General features: G+C 73.2%; 17 protein-coding genes. 5 read left to right on the forward strand and 12 right to left on the reverse strand.

Annotation, left to right across the window (positions count from 1 at the left end):
• The first annotated feature begins 55 nt into the window (after positions 1-55).
• From J8N05_RS23670 to J8N05_RS23680, 3 genes are read left to right on the forward strand one after another with little or no spacing between them, the layout of a single operon-like run.
• A complete protein-coding gene (locus J8N05_RS23670; RefSeq protein ID WP_210885705.1) occupies positions 56-640 on the forward strand; it encodes an RNA polymerase sigma factor in 585 nt (194 codons plus the stop codon).
• Positions 637-1263: an Asp23/Gls24 family envelope stress response protein gene (locus J8N05_RS23675; RefSeq protein ID WP_210885707.1), complete on the forward strand. Its 627-nt coding sequence runs from the start codon at positions 637-639 to the stop codon at positions 1261-1263. The genes J8N05_RS23670 and J8N05_RS23675 overlap by 4 nt, the downstream gene beginning before the upstream one ends.
• Positions 1260-1682, forward strand: coding sequence for a hypothetical protein (locus tag J8N05_RS23680; RefSeq protein WP_210885709.1), 423 nt, complete (start codon positions 1260-1262; stop codon positions 1680-1682). The genes J8N05_RS23675 and J8N05_RS23680 overlap by 4 nt, the downstream gene beginning before the upstream one ends.
• A gap of 143 nt (positions 1683-1825) precedes the next feature.
• Here J8N05_RS23680 and J8N05_RS23685 read toward each other — a convergent pair whose 3' ends face one another.
• Entirely contained in the window at positions 1826-2578 is a 753-nt protein-coding gene (locus J8N05_RS23685) for an anti-sigma factor (protein WP_210885711.1), read from the reverse strand.
• Positions 2575-3159: a sigma-70 family RNA polymerase sigma factor gene (locus tag J8N05_RS23690; protein WP_247706428.1), complete on the reverse strand. Its 585-nt coding sequence runs from the start codon at positions 3157-3159 to the stop codon at positions 2575-2577. The genes J8N05_RS23685 and J8N05_RS23690 overlap by 4 nt, the downstream gene beginning before the upstream one ends.
• Positions 3160-3447: 288 nt before the next feature.
• Between J8N05_RS23690 and J8N05_RS23695 the strand changes: the two genes are divergently transcribed.
• Positions 3448-4176, forward strand: coding sequence for an alpha/beta fold hydrolase (locus J8N05_RS23695; protein WP_210885714.1), 729 nt, complete (start codon positions 3448-3450; stop codon positions 4174-4176).
• On the opposite strand, the gene J8N05_RS23700 is transcribed toward J8N05_RS23695, so the two are convergent.
• From J8N05_RS23700 to J8N05_RS23745, 10 genes are all read right to left on the reverse strand, one after another.
• Entirely contained in the window at positions 4154-4888 is a 735-nt protein-coding gene (locus J8N05_RS23700; RefSeq protein WP_210885717.1) for a VOC family protein, read from the reverse strand. The genes J8N05_RS23695 and J8N05_RS23700 overlap by 23 nt on opposite strands.
• 112 nt (positions 4889-5000) lie before the next feature.
• Positions 5001-5930 carry an ABC transporter ATP-binding protein gene (locus J8N05_RS23705; RefSeq protein WP_210890332.1) on the reverse strand — a complete coding sequence of 310 codons (930 nt, stop codon included), beginning with the start codon at positions 5928-5930 and terminating at the stop codon, positions 5001-5003.
• Between the two features lie 91 nt (positions 5931-6021).
• Complete coding sequence (locus tag J8N05_RS23710; protein ID WP_210885719.1) at positions 6022-8922, reverse strand: FtsX-like permease family protein; 2901 nt, start codon at positions 8920-8922, stop codon at positions 6022-6024.
• 68 nt (positions 8923-8990) lie between these two features.
• Positions 8991-12221, reverse strand: a complete 3231-nt coding sequence (locus tag J8N05_RS23715; protein ID WP_247706429.1) for an ABC transporter permease — start codon at positions 12219-12221, stop codon at positions 8991-8993.
• A gap of 117 nt (positions 12222-12338) precedes the next feature.
• Positions 12339-12887: a hypothetical protein gene (locus tag J8N05_RS23720; RefSeq protein WP_210885722.1), complete on the reverse strand. Its 549-nt coding sequence runs from the start codon at positions 12885-12887 to the stop codon at positions 12339-12341.
• A gap of 164 nt (positions 12888-13051) precedes the next feature.
• Complete coding sequence (locus tag J8N05_RS23725; RefSeq protein WP_210885725.1) at positions 13052-13873, reverse strand: ABC transporter ATP-binding protein; 822 nt, start codon at positions 13871-13873, stop codon at positions 13052-13054.
• A complete protein-coding gene (locus J8N05_RS23730) occupies positions 13860-14915 on the reverse strand; it encodes a taurine ABC transporter substrate-binding protein (RefSeq protein WP_210885728.1) in 1056 nt (351 codons plus the stop codon). Before J8N05_RS23730 ends, J8N05_RS23725 begins: the two co-directional genes overlap by 14 nt.
• 118 nt (positions 14916-15033) lie before the next feature.
• Positions 15034-15903 (reverse strand): ABC transporter permease, encoded by an 870-nt coding sequence (locus J8N05_RS23735; protein WP_247706430.1) that lies wholly within the window; start codon positions 15901-15903, stop codon positions 15034-15036.
• Positions 15904-16415: 512 nt separating this feature from the next.
• Positions 16416-16709: a hypothetical protein gene (locus J8N05_RS23740; RefSeq protein WP_210885730.1), complete on the reverse strand. Its 294-nt coding sequence runs from the start codon at positions 16707-16709 to the stop codon at positions 16416-16418.
• Positions 16710-16937: 228 nt separating this feature from the next.
• Positions 16938-17900 (reverse strand): alpha/beta hydrolase family protein, encoded by a 963-nt coding sequence (locus J8N05_RS23745; protein ID WP_210885732.1) that lies wholly within the window; start codon positions 17898-17900, stop codon positions 16938-16940.
• Between the two features lie 127 nt (positions 17901-18027).
• On the opposite strand from J8N05_RS23745, the gene J8N05_RS23750 reads away from it, so the two are divergent.
• The gene (locus tag J8N05_RS23750; protein ID WP_247706431.1) at positions 18028-18624 is read left to right on the forward strand and encodes a TetR/AcrR family transcriptional regulator; all 597 of its coding nucleotides are present in this window, start codon (positions 18028-18030) and stop codon (positions 18622-18624) included.
• Positions 18625-18819: the final 195 nt, after the last annotated feature.

Genomic DNA, 18819 nt, shown 5'->3' on the forward strand with positions numbered 1-18819 from the left:
CAGCGGGCGGCACCGACGTGTCCAACCTGCGGAACCGGACGAGAGGAGCCGCTCAGTGGCGGGGGCCCGCGATGAGAACGCGCCACCGGAGGCCCGGGGCGACACCGACGACGCCCTGCTGACGGTACGGGCCGCGGAGGGGGACGAGGACGCCTTCGCCGTTCTCGTACAGAGCCATGCCCCGGCACTGATCCGGCTGGCCACCCGCCTGCTCGGCGGGCGGGCGGAGGCGGAGGACGCCGTGCAGGACGCGTTCATCAACGCCTGGCGACGGCTCCCGGAGTTCCACCAGCGGTCGTCGTTCGGCACATGGATGTACCGGATCGTCACCAACCGCTGTCTGAACGTGCTGCGTGCCCGCAAGCCGGTGGCACCTCTGGAGGCCGCGGGAGAACTCGCGGCGCCCGAGCACTCGGCCTCCCCGGCCCGGATCGCCGAGGCCCGCGACGCGGTGCGCGAGCTGGGCGAGGCCCTCGATCAACTGTCGGTCGAGCAGCGCGCCTGCTGGGTACTGCGAGAATTGGACGGTCAGTCCTACGAATTCATCGCGGACGCGGTCGGCATCAGCCAGGAGGCTGTGCGGGCCCGTGTCTTCCGCGCACGACGCTGCCTGACACAAGCAATGGGGGCCTGGCGATGACCGCTCACACCGACCCGCCCAACGCGGACACCGGCGGCGTCGACGACGAGCAGCTGCCGTGCGGCAGGCTGCTGTCCCGGGTCTGGGACGACTGGGAGCAGCAGACCGACGACCCGCACCGGCAGACCTGCCCGCACTGCCGGCAGGCCGTCCTCGATCTCGACGATCTGGAGTTCGCGGTTCGCGGCCTGCGCGACGAGACGGCGGACGGCTACGCGTCCGAGGTGACGTCGCTGACGCGGCGCGTCATGGAGGTCGTACGTCTCGAACTGCGTCCCGGCCGCCCCGTACCGCTCGGCGAGCCCGACGAGGATCTGTGGATCATGGAAGCGGTCGCTGCCCGCGCCCTGCGTGCGGCGGCCGAGACAGTCCCCGGTGTACGGGCCGGTTCCTGTCGTCTCCTCCCCCTCTCGTCCTCGGGCACCGCCGACGGGCCGGTCGAGGTCCGGCTGGGCATTCACGCCCCGGCCGGCGTCTCGCTGCCGGAGCTCGCCGAAGAGGTGCGCAGGCGGGTCCGGGAGGCCGCGGACCGTGAGCTCGGCGTGGCCGTGGCGACGATAGACGTCCATGTCACCGACCTGATCGACACCGCGGACGACAGCCAGGAAGGTCGTGCCCGATGACCCGCGACACCGCACACACCTCGCTGGCCGAGGAGATCGCCCGGGCCGTGGAGAGCGTGCCGGGGGTGGCCTTCCTCCGGCCGGGGCTCGCCGGCCGGCTGCGCTCGACCCGGGTCCGGCCGCAGCGCGGCACTGACGGGGCTCCGGCAGCGGGGGTACTGACCGCAGGAGGGCCGACCACGGGAGTGCCGATGCCAGGGGCGTCGATGCCAGGGGTGTCGGCAGCGGGCGTACGGCTGAATCGGCCGGACGGCACCGGGCGCCGCCATGTCGAGATCCATCTCGTGGCGCTCAAGCACGCGCGAGCCCTGGACGTGGCCCGTGCCGCACGCCGCCGAGTGGAGGCCCATCTGGTCGAGAGGTTCCCGGCCGAGCCCGCACCGGCGCGGGTCACCGTGACCGTCACCGGCCAGGTGTGACGCCGGCCGGACCCGCGACGGCAACGGACCGGCGACAGACGACCGGCAACCGTCAGGTCGGACCCCGCTCAGGAAGCCCGCTTCCTCGACCGCGGACCTCCTTCGTCTCGCGTCGCCACGCGTCACGCGTCACGCGTCACGCGTCACGCGGGCAGGTTCAGCAGGGCGAGCGGGGTGGAGGTCGGTTCCTCGGAGCCGCCCTTCGGCTCGACCGTGACCCCCATGCCCGACGCCCCGGCCACGGCGCCCTTCATCAGGACGGCCTGGCTGGTGCTCGCGGGGTCCATCAGACCGGCGGACCGCATGCTGCCGTCGTCGTCGAACCAGAGCTGGTAGACCTTGCCCCGAGGCGGCTCGGTCATCCCGGAGGCCATGAAGACGGCCCTGTCACGGCTGTCGGAGACGACGACGGTCCCCGTGGCGCCACCCGCCAGTTTCGTGGTCCGGCTCCTGGCGTCCGGGGCCGTGAGCACGGCCGCGATGTCGTTCGCTCCCCGGTCGGCCCGGCGCGCCTGCTCCAGGGCGTCCTCGGCACGTTCGTGCTGCCACACCGCGGTACCGCCCAGCGCGGCGGCCGCCGCGAGACAGGCGGCCAGCGCCCAGCGCGACACCGGGCGCCCGAGCGATGCCGTCCGTGCGCGGCGCGGCAGGGCCGGGCCGCCGGGGCCCTCCTGCCGCACGGTCCGGATCTGCCGCAGTACGTCCTCTCGCATGGCGGGGCGGGGCGGCAGGGAGACCGCGAGTCCCAACCGGGCGGCGGTGGCGGAGAGTTCGGCCGTCTCCTGCGCGCACGGCTCGCACTCCCCGAGGTGCCGCTCGAACGCCTCGCGTTCCTCGTCGGACAGGGCGTGCAGGGCGTAGGCGCCGGTCAATGTGTGCAGATCCGCAGTGGTCACGCGGTCACCCCCAGGCAGTCACGCAGTCGGATGAGGCCGTCCCGCAGCCGGGTCTTGACCGTGCCCAGCGGAAGCGCCAGTGCTTCGGCCACCTCCCGGTAGGTGAGCCCGCGGTAGTACGCGAGGTCCACGGCCTGACGCTGGATGTCGGTCAGCGTGCGCAGACAGCGCCGCACCTGTTCCCGCTCCAGCCGTGCCTCCACCTGCTCGGTCACCTCGTCGTACTCGGGCGTGCGGTCCAGTTGGGCCGCCTTGTGGTCCCGGGCGGTCGCGGCCTCCACCGAGCGCACCCGGTCGACCGCCCGCTGGTGGGCCATCGTGAGGATCCAGTTGATGGCCGTGCCGCGGTCCGTGCGGAAGCGCGGGGCCTTGCGCCACACCTCCACCAGAACCTCCTGGGCCACTTCCTCCGACTGGGCGCGGTCCCTCAGGACCGCGCGGACGACCCCGAGGACCGAGCTCACCACGGCGTCGTACACCGAGGCGAACGCCTGCTCGTCGCCCAGAGCCACACGCCGCAGCAACTCCTGCAGATCGGGGTCAGCCGAGTGGTGCCTGCCGATCTGGGCGAGTTCGTTCACCGGGTCCTCCGTCGTCGGGACATCCGTCGAGACATCCGTGGGACATCCGTCAGGACATCTCCGGACGTAATCCGAGGCCGGGGCCACGGCGGATTGGTCCCTGAAGCCCATGAAATCGCAGGTGAAGCCGGACTGCGCGGGCAGGCGGACGAAAGGGCGTACGGTGCCGTCCCGGCCTGCCGGCCGAGCCCCCGACCAAGCACCCGACCAAGCCATCGGTCGGTCGGCAACGAATATTGGGTGAGACAGGTCCGGTGAGCTGCGGCGGCTCGACAGACGGGAGCGGGAATGACACTGCACGAACAGGCGTCCACCGATGAGTCGGCGGGCGTGCACGCCCCCGCGCTCGCGGTGCGGCGTCTGCCCCGCTCACCCCGTGCCGCCGTCCTGTTCCTGCACGGGGGCAGGTCCGACAGCCGTGCCCCGTCCCGCCCCTGGCACCTCGCGGCCGTGCGGATGAAACCCTTCGTACGCGCCGTGGCCCGTGCGACACCGGACGACGACGTCCTGCTGGCGGAGGTGCGCTACCGCGTACGGGGCTGGAACGGCGGTGACGCCGACGCTCTGCGGGACGCGCGGCGGGCGCTCGAAGAGCTGCAGCGGCTGGCTCCGGACGTCCCGGTCGTTCTCGTTGGGCACTCGATGGGCGGCCGCGCCGCGCTGCGTGCGGCGGGCGCGCCCCAGGTCCACGGCGTGCTGGCGCTGGCTCCCTGGTGCCCCGAGGGCGAGCCGGTGGCCCAGCTGCGGGAGAAGGAGGTCGTCGTGCTGCACGGGGACCGCGACCGTGTCACGGATCCCCGTCTGTCCAAGGCGTTCGCGCACCGGGCCCGGGCCGCGGGTGCCCGGGCGGCGTTCGTGGACATGGTGGGCGGTGACCACGCGATGCTCCGGCACGCCGGGGACTGGCACCGCACCGCGGTCTCCACCGTCCTGCAGATGGTGCCACCGGCCGCCGAAACCACCGGGGTTACCGGGACCACCGGAGCTACCGGGGCTACCGGGGTGTCAGGACACTGAACTCGTTGCCGTCGGGGTCGGTCAGCGTCACGCTGCCGGTTTCGTCCTGGCCGGTGCCGAGGCGCTTCGCCCCGAGGGAGAGCAGCCGGTCGACCTCCGTGCTCAGGTCACCGTGGGCGGTGGGAGCGAGGTCGAAGCGCAGCCGGTCCCGGCCCGTCCTCGGCTCCAGCGGCGGCCCGCCCCACGTGACCTTCGGTCCGCCGTGCGGAGAGCGGATCGCGGTCTCCTGATCCTGGTCCCAGACCAGGGGCCAGCCGAGTGCCTTGCTCCAGAAATACCCGACCTCCTGCGAGCCGTCGCAGGCCAGCGCTCCGATGAAGCCGCAGTCGGCGAGGAAGTTGTTGCCCGGCTCGATGACGCAGAACTCGTTGCCCTCCGGATCCGCGAGCACCACGTGCTCCTCTTCCGGGAGCTGGCCGATGTCGATGTGCCGTGCGCCGAGCGCCAGCGCCCGATCCACTGTCCGCCGCTGATCCTCCAGGGACGTGCTCGTCAGATCGAAGTGCGTCCGGTTCTGGCCGGTCTTCGGCTCCTGCGACGGCAGGAAGCGGAGGCGGAACCCGGTGTCGTCGCCGGGCAGGAGCACGATGCCGTCCTGCGGATCGTCGACCGTCTCCCAGTCGAGGAAGCGTGACCAGAACCGCGCGAGACTCGCGGGTTCCTTCGCGTCGAAGCTGAGCGCGAACAGCTGACAACTCGTTTCCCGGTCCATCTCCGGTCCCCCTGACTGGTGCTGGCGGCACGGCGCGTGGTCGGCGCCTCGCACGCGAGCGTAGGCGTGCGTCTCCTCACCCGCATCCGGGTTTTCGCCGACGCGCAGGCGCTCACGCCGAGGGGTCGGAGTCGTGGGCCCGGTCGGGCCAGACGCCCACATGGTCCGGTTCCGCCGTCAGACGTACGCGGCCGCGCAGACCGTAACGCTCCACGTGGTCCCGGGGCAGCTGGAGGCGGCCCGCGCGGTCCAGGACGGTGTACTCCTCGGCGCCCCCGCCGCCCGGCCCGCGCAGGGTCTCCGTCGACGTACGGCCGTCGCGGATGCGGACCGTGCGGCGGACCTGTTCGGAGACGAGGGGGTCGTGGGTGACGACGAGGACGGTGGCGCCGAGTTCCTCGTTGGCGCGGCGCAGTGCCGCGAAGACCTCCTCGCCGCTCGCGGTGTCGAGTTCGCCCGTGGGTTCGTCGGCGAGCAGCACCCGCGGCGCGTTGGCCGTGGCGACCGCGACGGCCACGCGCTGCTGTTCGCCGCCGGAGAGTTCGGCGGGACGCCGGTCGCGGCAGTACGCGACGCCGAGCACGTCGAGGAGTTCGGCGGCGCGCGCGGCCCGCTTGCGGCGCGGCACCCGCACGTACTTCATCGGCAGCGCCACGTTCTCCAGGGCCGTCAGATACGGCAGCAGGTTGCGCCCCGTCTGCTGCCAGACGAAGCCGACGGTGTGCCGGCGGTAGCCGAGCCGCTCGCGTCGCCGCAGGGCCAGCAGGTCGTGTCCGGCGACCCGGGCGCGGCCCGCCGTGGGCAGGTCGAGTCCGGAGAGGATGGACAGCAGGGTCGACTTGCCGGAGCCGGAGGCGCCGACGAGCGCCATGCACTCGCCCTCCTCGACGACCAGGTCGAGGCCCTGGAGCGCCTGGACCTCGACCTCGTCGGTGCGGTAGACGCGGACCAGGTTGTCGCAGACGACGAGTCCGTCGTCGGCGCCCGCGTGCGGTCGCCGGGCATCACGGGCCCGCTCCTCCAGCCGCCGCAGGTCGCTCACTTGGGGCGGGTCGCCGAGCTGCCCCGGGTCGCCGAGCTGCCCCGGTTCGTCGAGTCGCCTCGGGTCGTTCCCCTGCCGGTTCCCGTGCGGGTCAGTCACCGTTTCTCCCCAGTCGCAGGACCGCGCCGAGCCCGCGGCGCCGTCCGATCCAGGTCTCCACGCCGACCGCCGCGAGCACCAGCACGCCCAGCCCCGCTCCCAGGGCGGCGGTCAGCAGCAGGTCGGGGTGGGGCGTGGGGGCGGCGGGCCCGCCCGTGAACTCCCGCAGGTCCAGGGCCGGTCCGAGCAGCGCGGGCAAGGTCAGCCCCAGGGCGATGCCGCCCGTCACGGCCGCCAGCACCATCGGCAGCAGTTGCAGCAGGTACAGCCCCGAGGTGGCCCGGCCGCCGAGGCCGAGCGTGCGCAGATACGCGGTGGTGCGGCCGCGTGCCGGTGCGGACAGCAGCAGTTCCAGGACCAGTGCCAGCAGGGCGAGGAGCACAGCGAGCGCGGTGCACGTGGTGTGCGCGCCCCGCAGCACGTCGATCATGCCGTCGGCGGCGGCGTCGGCCTGTTCCTCGGAGCGGATACGCAGTTCACCGAGGGCGGTGTCGCCGGAGGCGCGCGGCACCAGGGACCGCAGGGCTCCCACGTCCAGGTGCGGGCCGTACAGCAGCAGCGCGGTGCCCTCGAAGTCGCTCGCCTCGATGGCCGCGAGGTCGCGGTTGTCGGTGAGCAGCATGCGTTCCCGGGCCGGCGTCGTGCCGCAGACCGGGCCCAGCGCCGGGTCGTGGCGTACGTCCTCGGGAAGCACGCCGACGACGCGCAGACGCAGTTCTCTGCCGTGGGAGGCGAAGGTGAACAGGTCGCCGGTGCGGGCCCCGGTGGCCAGGACCCGGATGTCCTCGCCGGTACGGGGTCCGGTCAGCCCGGCGTCGTCGAGTGCGCGCGCCGCCGCCGAGCCGGGGGCCGCCGCCCGCAGTCGGGCGCCGTCGACGCCGTCCAGGCTCGCCACGCCGTACCGGTTGCCGCTGCTCGCGCTCGTCGGGTCGACCCGCAACTGGCGGACGCCGACGGTGTCCTCCACTCCGCGCACCTGGCCGAGCCGTTCGGCGATGTCGGAAGCGCGGCCCGCGCCGAGGTAGGAGGCGTCGGCGCCGACCTGCCATGCGGCCGCGGCCCGGCGTCCGTCCGCCAGGGTCCCGGCCACCAGGCCGCCGAACACCGCTCCGGCCAGCGTCACCACCAGGACCAGCAGCGCGAGTGCCCGCGCGGGCGCCTCCTTCGCGGCCCGGGAGAGCGCGACGAGTGCCACGACTCCGCGCCGCCGGGCCGACCAGCGCGCGAGGACCCGTACGGGCAGCGGGTAGACGCGCACCAGGACGGCGACGGTGGCCAGTCCGAGCAGCGCGGGCACGGCGGCGAGCAGCGGGTCGGGCCCGGCCTCCCCGGCCGTGCCCCGGGAACGCAGCGCGAACACACCGGCCGCGGCGAGGACGAGTACCGCCGCCTCGGCGACGACGCGGCGCCCTGCCGCGTAGGGGGCCGGCTCGGGCCCGGCGCGGACGGCACGCTCGCGCAGGGCGTGCCAGGTGAGGGCGGGCAGCAGCAGCCAGACGAGTACGGCGACCGGAAGACCTTGCCGGTACGCGGGTGAGGGGCCCGGCAGCGAACGTGCGGCGGCGATGCCCGCCAGGAGTCCGAGCAGCGCGGCCGGCGCGATCTGTGCCGCTCTCGCCAGCGCGAGTCCGGTCGCGGAGGCGCCGCGGGCGCGCTGCAGCCGGTGGGCGTCGAGACTGCGGCGTACCGCGAGCAGTGCGGTGACCGCGGCGGCGAGCAGGCCGACGACCAGCAGGGACGCGAGAGCGAAGGAGATCACCACACGGCCCTGCCGCCACTGGCGGCCGAAGTCGGTGACCACGTCGGGCAGGTGCGTGCCGTCGCGCAGGGTGGAGGCGGGGTGCAGGCCGATCTCGCAGTACATGCCGCCGAAGTCGGCGATGTCGCCGCAGAAGACGGACCGGGCGTCGTCCGGGTAGGCGGTGAGCAGCCGCTGCAGTTCGCGTTGTCCCCGGTCGTCGGCGAACCGTGCGGCGGTGCCCGTGTCGAGGTCCAGGCGCATCCCCCAGGTGACGGTCAGCGTGGCACCGGCCTGTGCCTGGAGAGCGGTGACGGTGCGGGGCGCGACGAGGGCGCGGGCCTCCCAGGCGAGCCCGGAGGCGCTGCGCGGCGGATGCCTGGACGGGCGTGCCAGCGCCGGCTGTTCACGCCACAGCCGGTCGCCGGGCGAGGCATCCCCCATGCCACTGCCCGGAGCCCTGCCCGTAGCACTGGCCAAGTCGCTGCCCGGGTCACTGCCTGAGGCGTCGGCGCGCTCCCCCTCGGCCCCCTCGCCCCTCTCCGCCTTCTCCTCCCTCTCCGCCCTCTCGGAGTTACCGCCGTCCGCCATGAAGAAGCCGACGACGACCGCCGTGGCTTCGACGTTCCTCAACGCGCCGGGCCGCAGCGGCAGTCGCTGTCCGAGACGCAGGCGCAGCGCGTCGCGCGTCCGGGTGGAGAGGGCGATCTCGACGCGCTCACCGTCCGGGTCGGGCGGTCGTCCCTCGGCGTAGGAGGCCCGCCCCGGCGCGTCGGAGGCGTACAGCAGGCCGAGGCCCACCTTCCCGGCGGCCGTCGCGGTGGCGAGGGTCGGCAGGGCGACCCGGGTGGAGTCGTGTACGAGGCCGCCGTCGAGGGCCTCGGGGGCCGCGCTCACGATCAGATCGGTGACCGGGAGCAGATCCTCGGCCAGGTCGCTCGCCCAGGCGTCGGAGCCTTGCCTCGGTGCCGGTTCGAACTGCGCGCCGAACCGGATGCCGGGCTCGGCCCGCTGTTCCTGGGCCAGCCGGGAGGCGAGGGCGCGCCCGGCGAGCCGGTCGAGGAGCGCGGGGCCGGCGGCGGCGACCGCGGTGAGCAGCGCCACCAGCACGGCCAGGCAGACCAGGAACGGCAGATCGACGCGTGCCTCGCGCACGGTGACGGACCGGAGGGCCGGTGCGGGGTGAACGGCTTGTGCCGAGCGGAACGCTCGCGCGGGCCGCTTCACCGGTCCTCCCCCGCGCGCAGCACGCGTGCCAGGTCGACCCGGCCCAGGAACCGGGCGACGACGGTGACGACCGCGCAGATCAGCAGGGTCGTGGCGCCCGCGGTGAGGGTCACGCGTGCCCAGGGCACGGCGGTGAGCAGGCCCGGGTAGACCGGTCTGCCGGTGTCGTCGACGGTGACCACCGGCATGATCGTGGCGGCCAGCGCGGTGCCGAGCAGGGTGCCGAGGACCGCCGCCACCGCGGCCAGTGCGAGGTGCTCGGTCCACAGATACGCGGCGAGCTGTCCGCGCCGTACCCCCAGCGCACGCAGCAGCGCGAACTCCCTCGTCCTGGCGCGTGCCGAGAGGGCGGCGTGCAGGGTGAAGCCGACGACGGCGAACGCCGGCGCCAGCACCAGGCACAACGTGAGCGCTCCGCGTGCTCCTTGCCGCAGTGGATCGGCGGCGAGCCGGGCCCGCATCCGCGGCACGTCGACGGCCGTGCCGAGACGGGGATCGGCGCGGACGGCGCCGAGTGCCGCTGCCGCGTCCCCGTGGTCGGCGGCCACCCACCAGGCGGACTCGGCGGCGGGGAGGGTGCCGCCGAGGACGAACTGGGCGGCCATGGCCCGGGAGTCGACGAGGAGGCGCGGCCGGTCGCGGTCGGCGCCGGGCACGGCGTCGATCGGGCCGACGATCCTGAGGCGGGCGCTGCCACCGCCGGCGCGCTGCATCGTGACCGTGTCTCCGACGCGGGCCGTGCCGGAGGAGAGCAGCACGCGGTCGGCGAGCGCGGGCACGGCCGGACGGTCCTCGGCGCGGTCCGTGCCGAGCCGCACACTCCATGTGGGGTATTTGAGTTCGGTGTCCGGTCCGCGCAGCACCGCGTCCAGGAGCGTGCCGGGTGCCGGGCGGTCGGAGCAGAGCACGGGTCCCGGAGCGCTCTTGGGCGGCCGGAGCGGTGCGGCGCCCGGGCATCCGGCGACCCTGCGGTCGGGGGTGTCGGCGCGCAGGTCGTGCCAGGCGGCGGGCCGGGTGAGGCCGGGCACGCGGTCGACGGAGAGCCGGTAGGTGCGTCGTACCTTCTCGCCGGTCATGCTCAGGCCGAGCTGGACGATCCGTGCGCCGTCGCCGTCGACCGGCATCCTCAGCCGCACGGTACGGGCCGCGCCGCCGGTGTCCTTGAGGACGGCCTCGCTCGCGCGGGTGAGGCCGTCGGCGTCCACGAAGTGCACGGTCAGTGTGACCGGCACCGGGGTGCCCGGCCCGTCGGCGGACAGGCGTACGCGCAGCGGGAGTTCGCGTGCCGGGCCGTCGAGCGGCAGTCCGTGGGCGGGGATGTTCCGGCCGAGCGGGGCGACGAGTTCGGACACCGGCCGGTCGGCGAGATCGGGGCGCAGGGCGGGTGCGGGACCGCGTGCGGTGTTGATGCCGGTGACGGTGGTCCAGCTCTGGTCGAGATAGCCGTTCGCCTCGACCACGGGGGTGACGGCGGTGGCACCGGGCAGTGCGGTGTACGCGGCGCGGCGTTCGGCGACGGGGAGCCGTCGGCCGGGGTCGATCCGCAGGTCGGCGCCGACCCGGAAGACCGCCTGGTCGTGGTCGCCGCGGTCCAGGACGGCGAGGGCGGTGCTGCTGAGCGCGGCGACGGCCAGCGCGAGGGTCACCAGCAGGGTGGGACCGGCGTGCCGGGCGGCCCGCCGGGCGATCTGCCAGCCGCCGAGGGGCAGTACGAGTCCGGTGCCGCGGCGGGCGAGGGGGTCGGCGACCCTGGCGGCCAGTGGCAGCGCCCGCAGTACGAGCAGCGCCGCCGCGCAGGTCATCGCGACGGGCGCGAGGATCAGCACCGGGTCGACGCCGCCGCCGGTCACCGGCGAGCGGTACTGGCGCAGTTGCAGCCAGCCGACCACGGCGACGGCGGCGAGTGCCACGTCGGCGCCGAGCCGCTGCGCCCCCGCGAACCGGCCGAGGCGCAGCCGCAGTCCGCGCACCGCGTGCCGGTCCCGGACCGTCCGCACGGTGGGCAGCAGGAGGGCCGCGCCGTGCACCGCGACGGCGAGGAGCGCGGCCACCCAGCCCGCCGTCAGGGTCGCCGTGGCGGGTACGCCGCCGGGGATCAGCCCGGCCCGGTCGAGCAGGCGCAGCAGCGGTCCGGCGAGGAACGGCGCGGCCAGTCCCGCCGGCAGGGCGACGGCCGCCCACTGTGCCGCCGTCGACGAGGCCAGCCGTGGGGCTCCGGCGCCGCGGGCGGCGAGCAGCGCGAGTTCGGGCCGGCGGTGCTCGGCGAGCTGGCGTGCGGTGAGCACGAGGGCGGCGGCCAGGGCGGCGAGCAGGGTGGCCGGGATGTAGAGGCCCGCGCGGGCCACGGCGATGGGCGTGGTCAGATCGTCGAGGGCGTTGTCGAGGGTGGACCTGACGTCGAGTTCGGTGGTGACGGGTGCGCCACGGAACACGGACAGCGAGGTGTCACTGCCACTGAACGCGTCGGCACGCCGTTTCAGCGGACCGATGTCGCCGAGCCGCAGTCCGCCGGTGTCGGGCACTCCCAGCCACGACGCGTCGGCATCCCTGGACAGGCCCGGCGTCGCAGCGATCGCCCGACGCGGTACCAGCACCATGGAGTCGGGGGTGCCGAAGGTGGGGCTCAGGGCGGCCCAGACGGCCGGGCTGCGGTCGCCCGCCCGGTAGAGCCCGGCCACCCGCATCCGCACCTGCGGACCGCTGTCGGGCCGCACCCGCAGTTCGTCGCCCGGCCGCACCGCCAGCTCGGCCGCGAACACCTCGCTCAGCGCGGTCTCGACGACCCCTGCTGCTGCCCTCGGCCAGCGTCCGGACACCAACTCGGCGTGCCTGCGCGTCTCCTGGATCGCGACGAGTGTGATCAGGGTGTCGTCGCGACGACGGCCGTCCGCCTCCGTCAGGCTGAGTGCGGCGGAGCGGCCGGCCGGGACCCGCAGGACGGACCAGGTGTGATGCGGTACGCCGTCGAAGGCACGGCCGACGGCGGCGCGTACCAGGCCGTCGACCTCGTCCGCCCCGCGCGGGCGGTACGCGCCGGAGACCTCGACCACGGCCTCCGGGTCGCGGGCGAGCCGCCGCTGTGTCCCGCCCTCCACGGCTTTCTCGGTGAGTGCCGCGAGCGCGGCCAGGACGGTGGCGGCGAGCAGCACGGCGAGTCCCGCGGCCCCCAGCACCAGTCCGTGGTGCGCGGTCCCACGCACGGCTCTGGGCGCGCGTCTTCCGCTCAACTCGCCGGCCTCCCCCCGTACGGCCAGCCACAGTATGGGACCGTCCGTTCGGGGCCCGCAATCGTCGAGCGAGGCCTGGCGGGATGTGGTCCATGGTGGGGGCGGGACGGCCCGTGGCTACTCCGGGAGTTCGAGCATGGGCTCGCCGCAGGACTGGCACTCGGCGTGGACGTCGAGTTCGTTGAGTATCTCGGCGTATTCGGGATGGCCCTTGAGTGCGGCCATGGCGGCGAGCAGGTAGCGGGTCGAGGTCTGGTCGTGCTCCGCCGTGGCCAGCGTCTCGGCCAGGAGGCCCAGGGCTTCGGGAAGGGCCTGCCGGTAGGCGTCCGCGATGTCGTCGGGCAGGTCGTCGGGTACTTCTCCGAGTTCGCCGGAGCAGATGGCCACGAGGCCGACGACGTACAGGTAGTCGTCGCGCTCGGACCGGGCCGCGGGCAGGCCGCGCGCGAGGGTGACGAGGTGGGGCACGGCGGCGTAGGCGGCCGGCCAGGCGGTTCCCTCGGAACACAGGTAGGGCCACAGGTCGGAGAACCGCTCACCGTCGGTGGGATCCGCCACCAGTTGCCGCAACTCGTCCGGGACGAAGGGCGCGTCCGGCGCACCCCGTCCTTCGGACCAGCCCCGGTGGTCGAGGGCGGGCCAGCGCGGGTCGTCCAGAGAGATCATGGGCGAGAGTGTAAACGGAGCGCAACTGACGTACGCGCAGGGGCTTTTGACACGTTACGAGTGACACGCCAAGAGTGACTCGTCACGAGGCCGCGGCCCGGGGTGGGGGGCCGGCTTCCCGTCGGCCGGCCTCGCGGACGGCCGACGGGGCGCGGTGAAGGACCTCAGGCCGCGGCGGCCGACTTGACCGCGTGGGCGACCTGCGCGCGCAGGTCCACGAACTCGCGCGACTCGCGCAGCTCCTCCCCGTCGACGGCACCCCGCGGGAGGGTGATCGGCAGGTCCAGGGCGACGGTGCCGGGGCTCTTGGTGAGGACCACGATGCGGGAGCCGAGGAACACCGCCTCGTCGGCGGAGTGGGTGACGAACACCGTGGTCCGTCCCGTCTCGGCCGTCACCTGCCGGACGTCCTCCTGGAGCCGCTCGCGCGTCAGTGCGTCCAGTGCCGCGAACGGCTCGTCGAGCAGGAACAGCGGGTTCTCGGCGGCGAGGGCACGGGCGATGGCGACGCGCTGCTGCTGACCGCCGGAGATCTCCCACACGCGCCGCTTCCCCGTTCCTTCGAGGCCGACGCGGGCCAGCAACTCCGCCCGGCGCTCCGGCCATTGGGCGCGGTCGACCCCCGCGTACCGCAGCGCGAGGTCGATGTTGCCCTGCACCGTCCGCCAGGGGAACAGCCGAGGAGTCTGGAACACCACGCCCGCCGTTTCGCCCGGGCGCGGTGCGGCGCCGGAGACGCGCACCGTGCCGTGGGTGGGCTGCTCGAACCCGGCGATGAGCCGCAACAGGGTGCTCTTGCCGCAGCCGGACGCGCCGACGAGGACCAGGAACTCGCCCGCGGGGACGGTCAGATCGACCGGCCCGACGGCCGTGACGGTCTCGCCGCCCCGGCCGTAGCGGTGGGTGACGTGGTCGAGCCGGACGGACCCGGCCCGCTCACCGCCCTCGGCCTCGACTCCCTTGCTCACCGTGTCACTTGAGGACATCGGGAAGTCCCTTCAGATAGAAGGCCTTGCGGACGGCGTCCTCGGACGGCGCGGCATCGATCTGCTTCTGGTCGGCCAGGAACTCGGCGGTGTCGGTGACATAGCCCAGCAGTTTGCCCGGGCTGCCGTCGGTGCCCAGCCAGTCGGCGGAGGCGACCTCGTCGGGGGTGAGGAACACCCCCTGTGCGAGCTGGGCCTTGGCGTCCGCCGCGCTGATGCCCAGTTCGGCGGCGACGGCCTTGACCGAGCCGTCGGGGTCGGACTTGAGCAGGCTCAGGGCCTGCGCCTCCACCTTCCGCCAGGTGTCGATCGCCTTCGGGTCCCGGGAGATGAGCTCGTCGGACACGACGGCCAGGTCGAGGGTCGGCTTGCCCGCCGCGCCGATCTCCTTGCTGCTGGTGAGCTGGGTGCCGGTCTTGCGCAGCTCGTCCAGGGTCGGCAGCCAGACGTAGGCGGCGTCGATGTCACCCCGCTGCCAGGCGGCGATGATCGCCTGTGGCTGCAGATCGACCAGCTTGACGTCGGAGGTCTTGAGACCGGCCGTCTCCAGCGCCGCCAGCAGGCTGTAGTGCGAGGTCGAGGCGAAGGGGGTGGCGATCGTCTTCCCCTTGAGACCGGCGACATCGGATATGCCGGCGTCCTTACGGGCCACCAGAGCCTCGTTCTCACCCGCCACGTCGAGGACGAACGCGACCTTGTACGGGATCGGCGAACTCCCGGAGATCCCGCGGGCGAACGGGCTGGAGCCCAGCGCGGCGATGTCCAGGGACTTGCCGAGGAAGGCCTGGTTGACGCTGGCGCCGGAGTCGAACTTGATCCAGGTGATCTTGTAGTCCGGCAGCTCCTTCTCCAGCAGCTTCTTGTTCTTCACGAGCAGGTCGCCGCTGGGGAAGGCGAAGTAGCCGATGCGCAGCCGCTTGGAACCGCCGGACGAGGATGCCTCGCTGTCCGAGGAGCAGCCGGTGGCCGCCGCGGTGACCGCTGCCAGGGCGCCGGCGAGCAGCAGGCGTCGGGATGGGCCTTGCGGGGTGGAGCGAGACATGGAGGGGCCGTTTCTGTAAGAGGAGCCGGGAGACGGAAGTCGGTGAGCGGGAGGAGATGCGGGCCGGGGGTTGCCGGCGATCGGCGGAGCTCCGCCGGGAGCCACCTGAACGTGTTCGCTAGACGTGTCCGCGCCAGGGCACGACAGCGCGCTCCAGCCGGAGCAGCAGTCCGTCGATGACGAGTCCGGAGATCCCGATGGCGATGATGCCGACGAGCACCACCGGGGTGTTGTTGTAGTTGGCGGCGTCCTTGACCATGCCGCCGATACCGGGCAGCCCGTTGACCAGCTCGGCCGCGACGAGGGAGGAGTAGGCGACGCCCACGGCCAGCCGGATGCCGGTCAGTGTCTCCGGCAGGGCGGACGGCACGATGACGTCCTTGACGACGTCCCACCGGGACCCGCCGAGGGCACGGGCCGCCTCGATCAGGCTCTGCGACACGGCGGTCACCGCGGTGGTGGTGGACACCGCCACCGGCGGGAACGCCGCCACGGCCAGCAGGGTGATCTTCGGCTCCTCGTTGATGCCCAGCCAGATGATGAGCAACGAGAAGTACGCCAGCGGCGGCAGGGTCCGCAGGAAGGTGATCCAGGGCTCGAAGAGCGAACGGACCCAGCCGACGGTGCCCATGACGAGCCCGAAGAGCACCCCGAGCGCGATGCCGATGCCGGCGCCGAGCGCGATGCGTCGCAGGCTGATGCCCAGGTGCTCGATGAGGGTGGTGCCGTTGTAGCCGCGTACTCCGTCGTGGGTCGTGGACACGTCGATGAACGCGCTCCAGACCTTGGCCGGGGGCGGGACGAGTGTCTCGCTCCATGTTCCGCTCGCCGCCAGCAGTTGCCACAGGAGGAGGAACAGCAGGAGCGAGCCGAAGGGCAGGGCGATGTGGCGGACGCGGGCCGTGCCGCCGCGGCGGCGGCGCCGCGCAGGCGGTTCGTCGGGCAGCGGCGCGACGTCGGTCTGCGGCGGGGAGGGGATCGTGGACATGGGGACGGGGCCTCCATGGGCGCCATGGGCGCAGGAAGATGAACGGTCGAGGCCGACCGGGGCGGGATGACTCGGAGAACGCACCGAGGTGCGGGAGAACGGACAGCGGTGGCCGCCGCCGGGGACATCACCGGACGGCGGGGCGCGTCAGATTCTCGGAATCAACAACATGCACAGCACGAACAACACGAAACGGGGCGTCGGCACAGGTCGATGACCAGGCGTCGCACCAGCGGTTCGTGATTCATGGGGCCCATTTGTACAGCAGCCACGGCACTTCACCAAGAGGTGTCCCAATACCTGGGACCAAGTGTCCGCGCGGGTACGGCCGCAGGGCCGGTGCGGCAGCCGGAACGGCGTGGCGGTTCCGGTGATGTGACAGGTTCGCCGCCCTGTCCCCCACTGATCCTGCCGCCGGGGTACGCCGCTTGAGAAGCAGAGGCGTCCCCGGTTCAGGGATGCACGGTTCGGACATGCGCGGTTCAAGCACGCACGGTTCAAGCACGCACGGTTCAGGCGTTGACGTGACGGTGGGCGGGGGTTCCGCGCGGAGCGGCGTGGTGTGCGGGCCTGTCCGCGCCCGTGCCCTGCAGACGGTGCAGCCACAAGGAGGTGACGACCAGCAGACCCATGAACACCAGCATGAAGAGCGCGGACACCCACATCTGCCGGCTCCCCGGATGCTGCCAGCCCACCCAGCCGGCCGACGCGGCCCACAGCAGAACAGCGGCCGCGTAGAAGGTGCGCATCCGGTGCAACTGCCGTACGGCCCTCAGGGACATGGAGTGATCTTTCTTCGGTGCCATGCCGGGCCGTGTACCCCCGATGCCTCCCGATTCACCGGTCATCGGCCTGTGTTCCCCCGGTTTCCGGCCGACCGCCACGACGTTCGAAGTCTCGCCGTACCGCCGCCCCCTGGTCCTCGACCAGACCGGACGGGTCCGGGAGGCATGACTCCTGCGGGGCCGTCGCGGCGGAGTCCTGGGCGGACCGTCCGGAGGTTCAGCGGACTGCCCGGAGGATCACTCGGCGGTCTACTTGGACGCGACCCGGCCCCACGGCTTCGCGCCGGTCGTCAGCGCGTCCCGCGTCGTCGGCCACGCGTCGTCGCCGGGGTGGAACCGCGTCCGCAGGTAGGCGGCGGTGAGCCGTCCGACCGCGGCGACCCGCTCGGGGTTCTCGTCCGTGGTCTCGGCGACGTCGTACCCGGCGATCCCACCGAGCCCGTGTTCGGCGTCGAACAGGGTGAGCAGGGTCTTGGGCCCGGGAGCGAGGGTGTACGGGTCCATGTGCCAGTCCGGGCCCATGTCGGTGAAGTGCCGCGAGTCGTCCTTGTCGCCCGCGACGACCAGCGTGGGTGTGGTCATCGTGGAGAAGTCGATCACCTTGAAGAACGGGATCGCCTTGGCCATGGGACCGTTCAGCACGTCACCGCCCCTGCCGGGAGCGGCCAGCAGCACCCCTGCCTTGATACGGGGTTCGGCGAGGTCCACCTCCTCCCCGCTGTCGGGGTCGGTGACGCGGGCCCCCAGCAGCAGACCGGCGGTGAAGCCGCCCAGCGAGTGCCCCGCGACCGCGGCCTTCCCGTGGTCGATCCGCCCCGCGAGCTGCGGCACGGCGGCCTCGATCACATCGAGCCGGTCGAGTATGTGCGTCATGTCCTCGGCCCGCGAGCGCCAGAAGAAGGGTCCGCCGGGGGCGCCGGCGAGCGCGTCGCTCAGCGTCCTGGAGCTGAGGTGGGTCGGCTGGAGGACCACGAACCCGTGCGCCGCCCAGAAGTCGGCGAGCGGCGCGTACCCGTGCAGCGAGGAGAGGTGGTTGGAGCCGCCGTGACCGTGGGAGAGGAGGATCACGGGCAGCTCGGTCCCGGTCGCCGGCGCGGAGACGCGCACGTGCAGGTCCACGGGCCGTCCGGGCACGGACAGCACCACCGGGCTGTACGACAGGACGGGCACGGGCGCACCGGGAACGGCGGCGGTGTCGGTGTACGCACTCATGATCGGCGCTTCCCTTCGGTCGGGTGGTCAGGCATGTCCGGTCTCGGCTAACCTGAACCGGAACGTTGCTCCACATATTATTCGGAACAGCGCTCCGCTTTGTCAACCGCAGCCGGAAGGAAGCCTGGTGTCCACCGAGAACCCCACCGGAAAGGCGACGGCCCGCACCAAACGGGCCGACGCGGTGCGCAATCAGCAGACGCTGCTCGCCGCCGCCGCCGAGGTCTTCGTCACCTCGGGCGTCGACGCGCCGATCCGCCAGATCGCGGCCAAGGCGGGGGTCGGAATGGGGACGATCTACCGCCACTTCCCGACCCGGGCGGATCTCGTCACCGCCGTCTACCGCCACCAGATCGAGGCGTGCGCGGAGGCAGGCCCGCGCCTGCTGGCCGAGGCCGATTCGCCGTTCGACGCCCTCAGCCGCTGGATCGACCTCTTCGTCGACTTCCTGGTCACCAAGCACGGACTCGCCGACGCCCTCCAGTCGGACAGCAGCCGCTTCACCGCGCTGCACACCTATTTCCTCGACCGCCTGGGGCCCGTCTGCACGGAACTGCTCACGGCGGCGGTCGACTCCGGCGACATCAGGCCCGGCACCCAGCCCTACGAGCTGATGCGCGGTATCGGCAACCTCTGCATCGGACGGGACAGCGACCCGCACTACGACCCGCGGCGGCTGATCGAGCTGCTGCTCCTGGGGCTGCGGCAGCCCCGGCAGGCCTGAGCCGGACGCCTGGCGCACCAGCCCCCTCGCCACAAGGAGGTCACGGCATTCCCCGAAGCCTGTGACGACATCTCAAATGACTCTGGACACAACGGAGTTGGGACCTCACCATGGTGCGCACATCATGGGTCGGCAGTGGGGTGCCGGCCGGCGGGGCGAGCCGGGGGGTGGCCGTGGGATACGAACGATTGCCGC

This window comes from Streptomyces liliiviolaceus, from assembly GCF_018070025.1.
Lineage (GTDB): Bacteria > Actinomycetota > Actinomycetes > Streptomycetales > Streptomycetaceae > Streptomyces > Streptomyces liliiviolaceus.

Bases quoted from the DNA above. Each gene is read 5' to 3' on its own strand.
- J8N05_RS23675 (WP_210885707.1), top strand. From the start codon at position 637: ATGACCGCTCACACCGACCCGCCCAACGCGGACACCGGCGGCGTCGAC.
- J8N05_RS23680 (WP_210885709.1), top strand. From the start codon at position 1,260: ATGACCCGCGACACCGCACACACCTCGCTGGCCGAGGAGATCGCCCGG.
- J8N05_RS23695 (WP_210885714.1), top strand. From the start codon at position 3,448: ATGACACTGCACGAACAGGCGTCCACCGATGAGTCGGCGGGCGTGCAC.
- J8N05_RS23700 (WP_210885717.1), bottom strand. From the start codon at position 4,888: ATGGACCGGGAAACGAGTTGTCAGCTGTTCGCGCTCAGCTTCGACGCG.
- J8N05_RS23720 (WP_210885722.1), bottom strand. From the start codon at position 12,887: ATGATCTCTCTGGACGACCCGCGCTGGCCCGCCCTCGACCACCGGGGC.
- J8N05_RS23725 (WP_210885725.1), bottom strand. From the start codon at position 13,873: ATGTCCTCAAGTGACACGGTGAGCAAGGGAGTCGAGGCCGAGGGCGGT.
- J8N05_RS23730 (WP_210885728.1), bottom strand. From the start codon at position 14,915: ATGTCTCGCTCCACCCCGCAAGGCCCATCCCGACGCCTGCTGCTCGCC.
- J8N05_RS23735 (WP_247706430.1), bottom strand. From the start codon at position 15,903: ATGTCCACGATCCCCTCCCCGCCGCAGACCGACGTCGCGCCGCTGCCC.
- J8N05_RS23740 (WP_210885730.1), bottom strand. From the start codon at position 16,709: ATGGCACCGAAGAAAGATCACTCCATGTCCCTGAGGGCCGTACGGCAG.
- J8N05_RS23745 (WP_210885732.1), bottom strand. From the start codon at position 17,900: ATGAGTGCGTACACCGACACCGCCGCCGTTCCCGGTGCGCCCGTGCCC.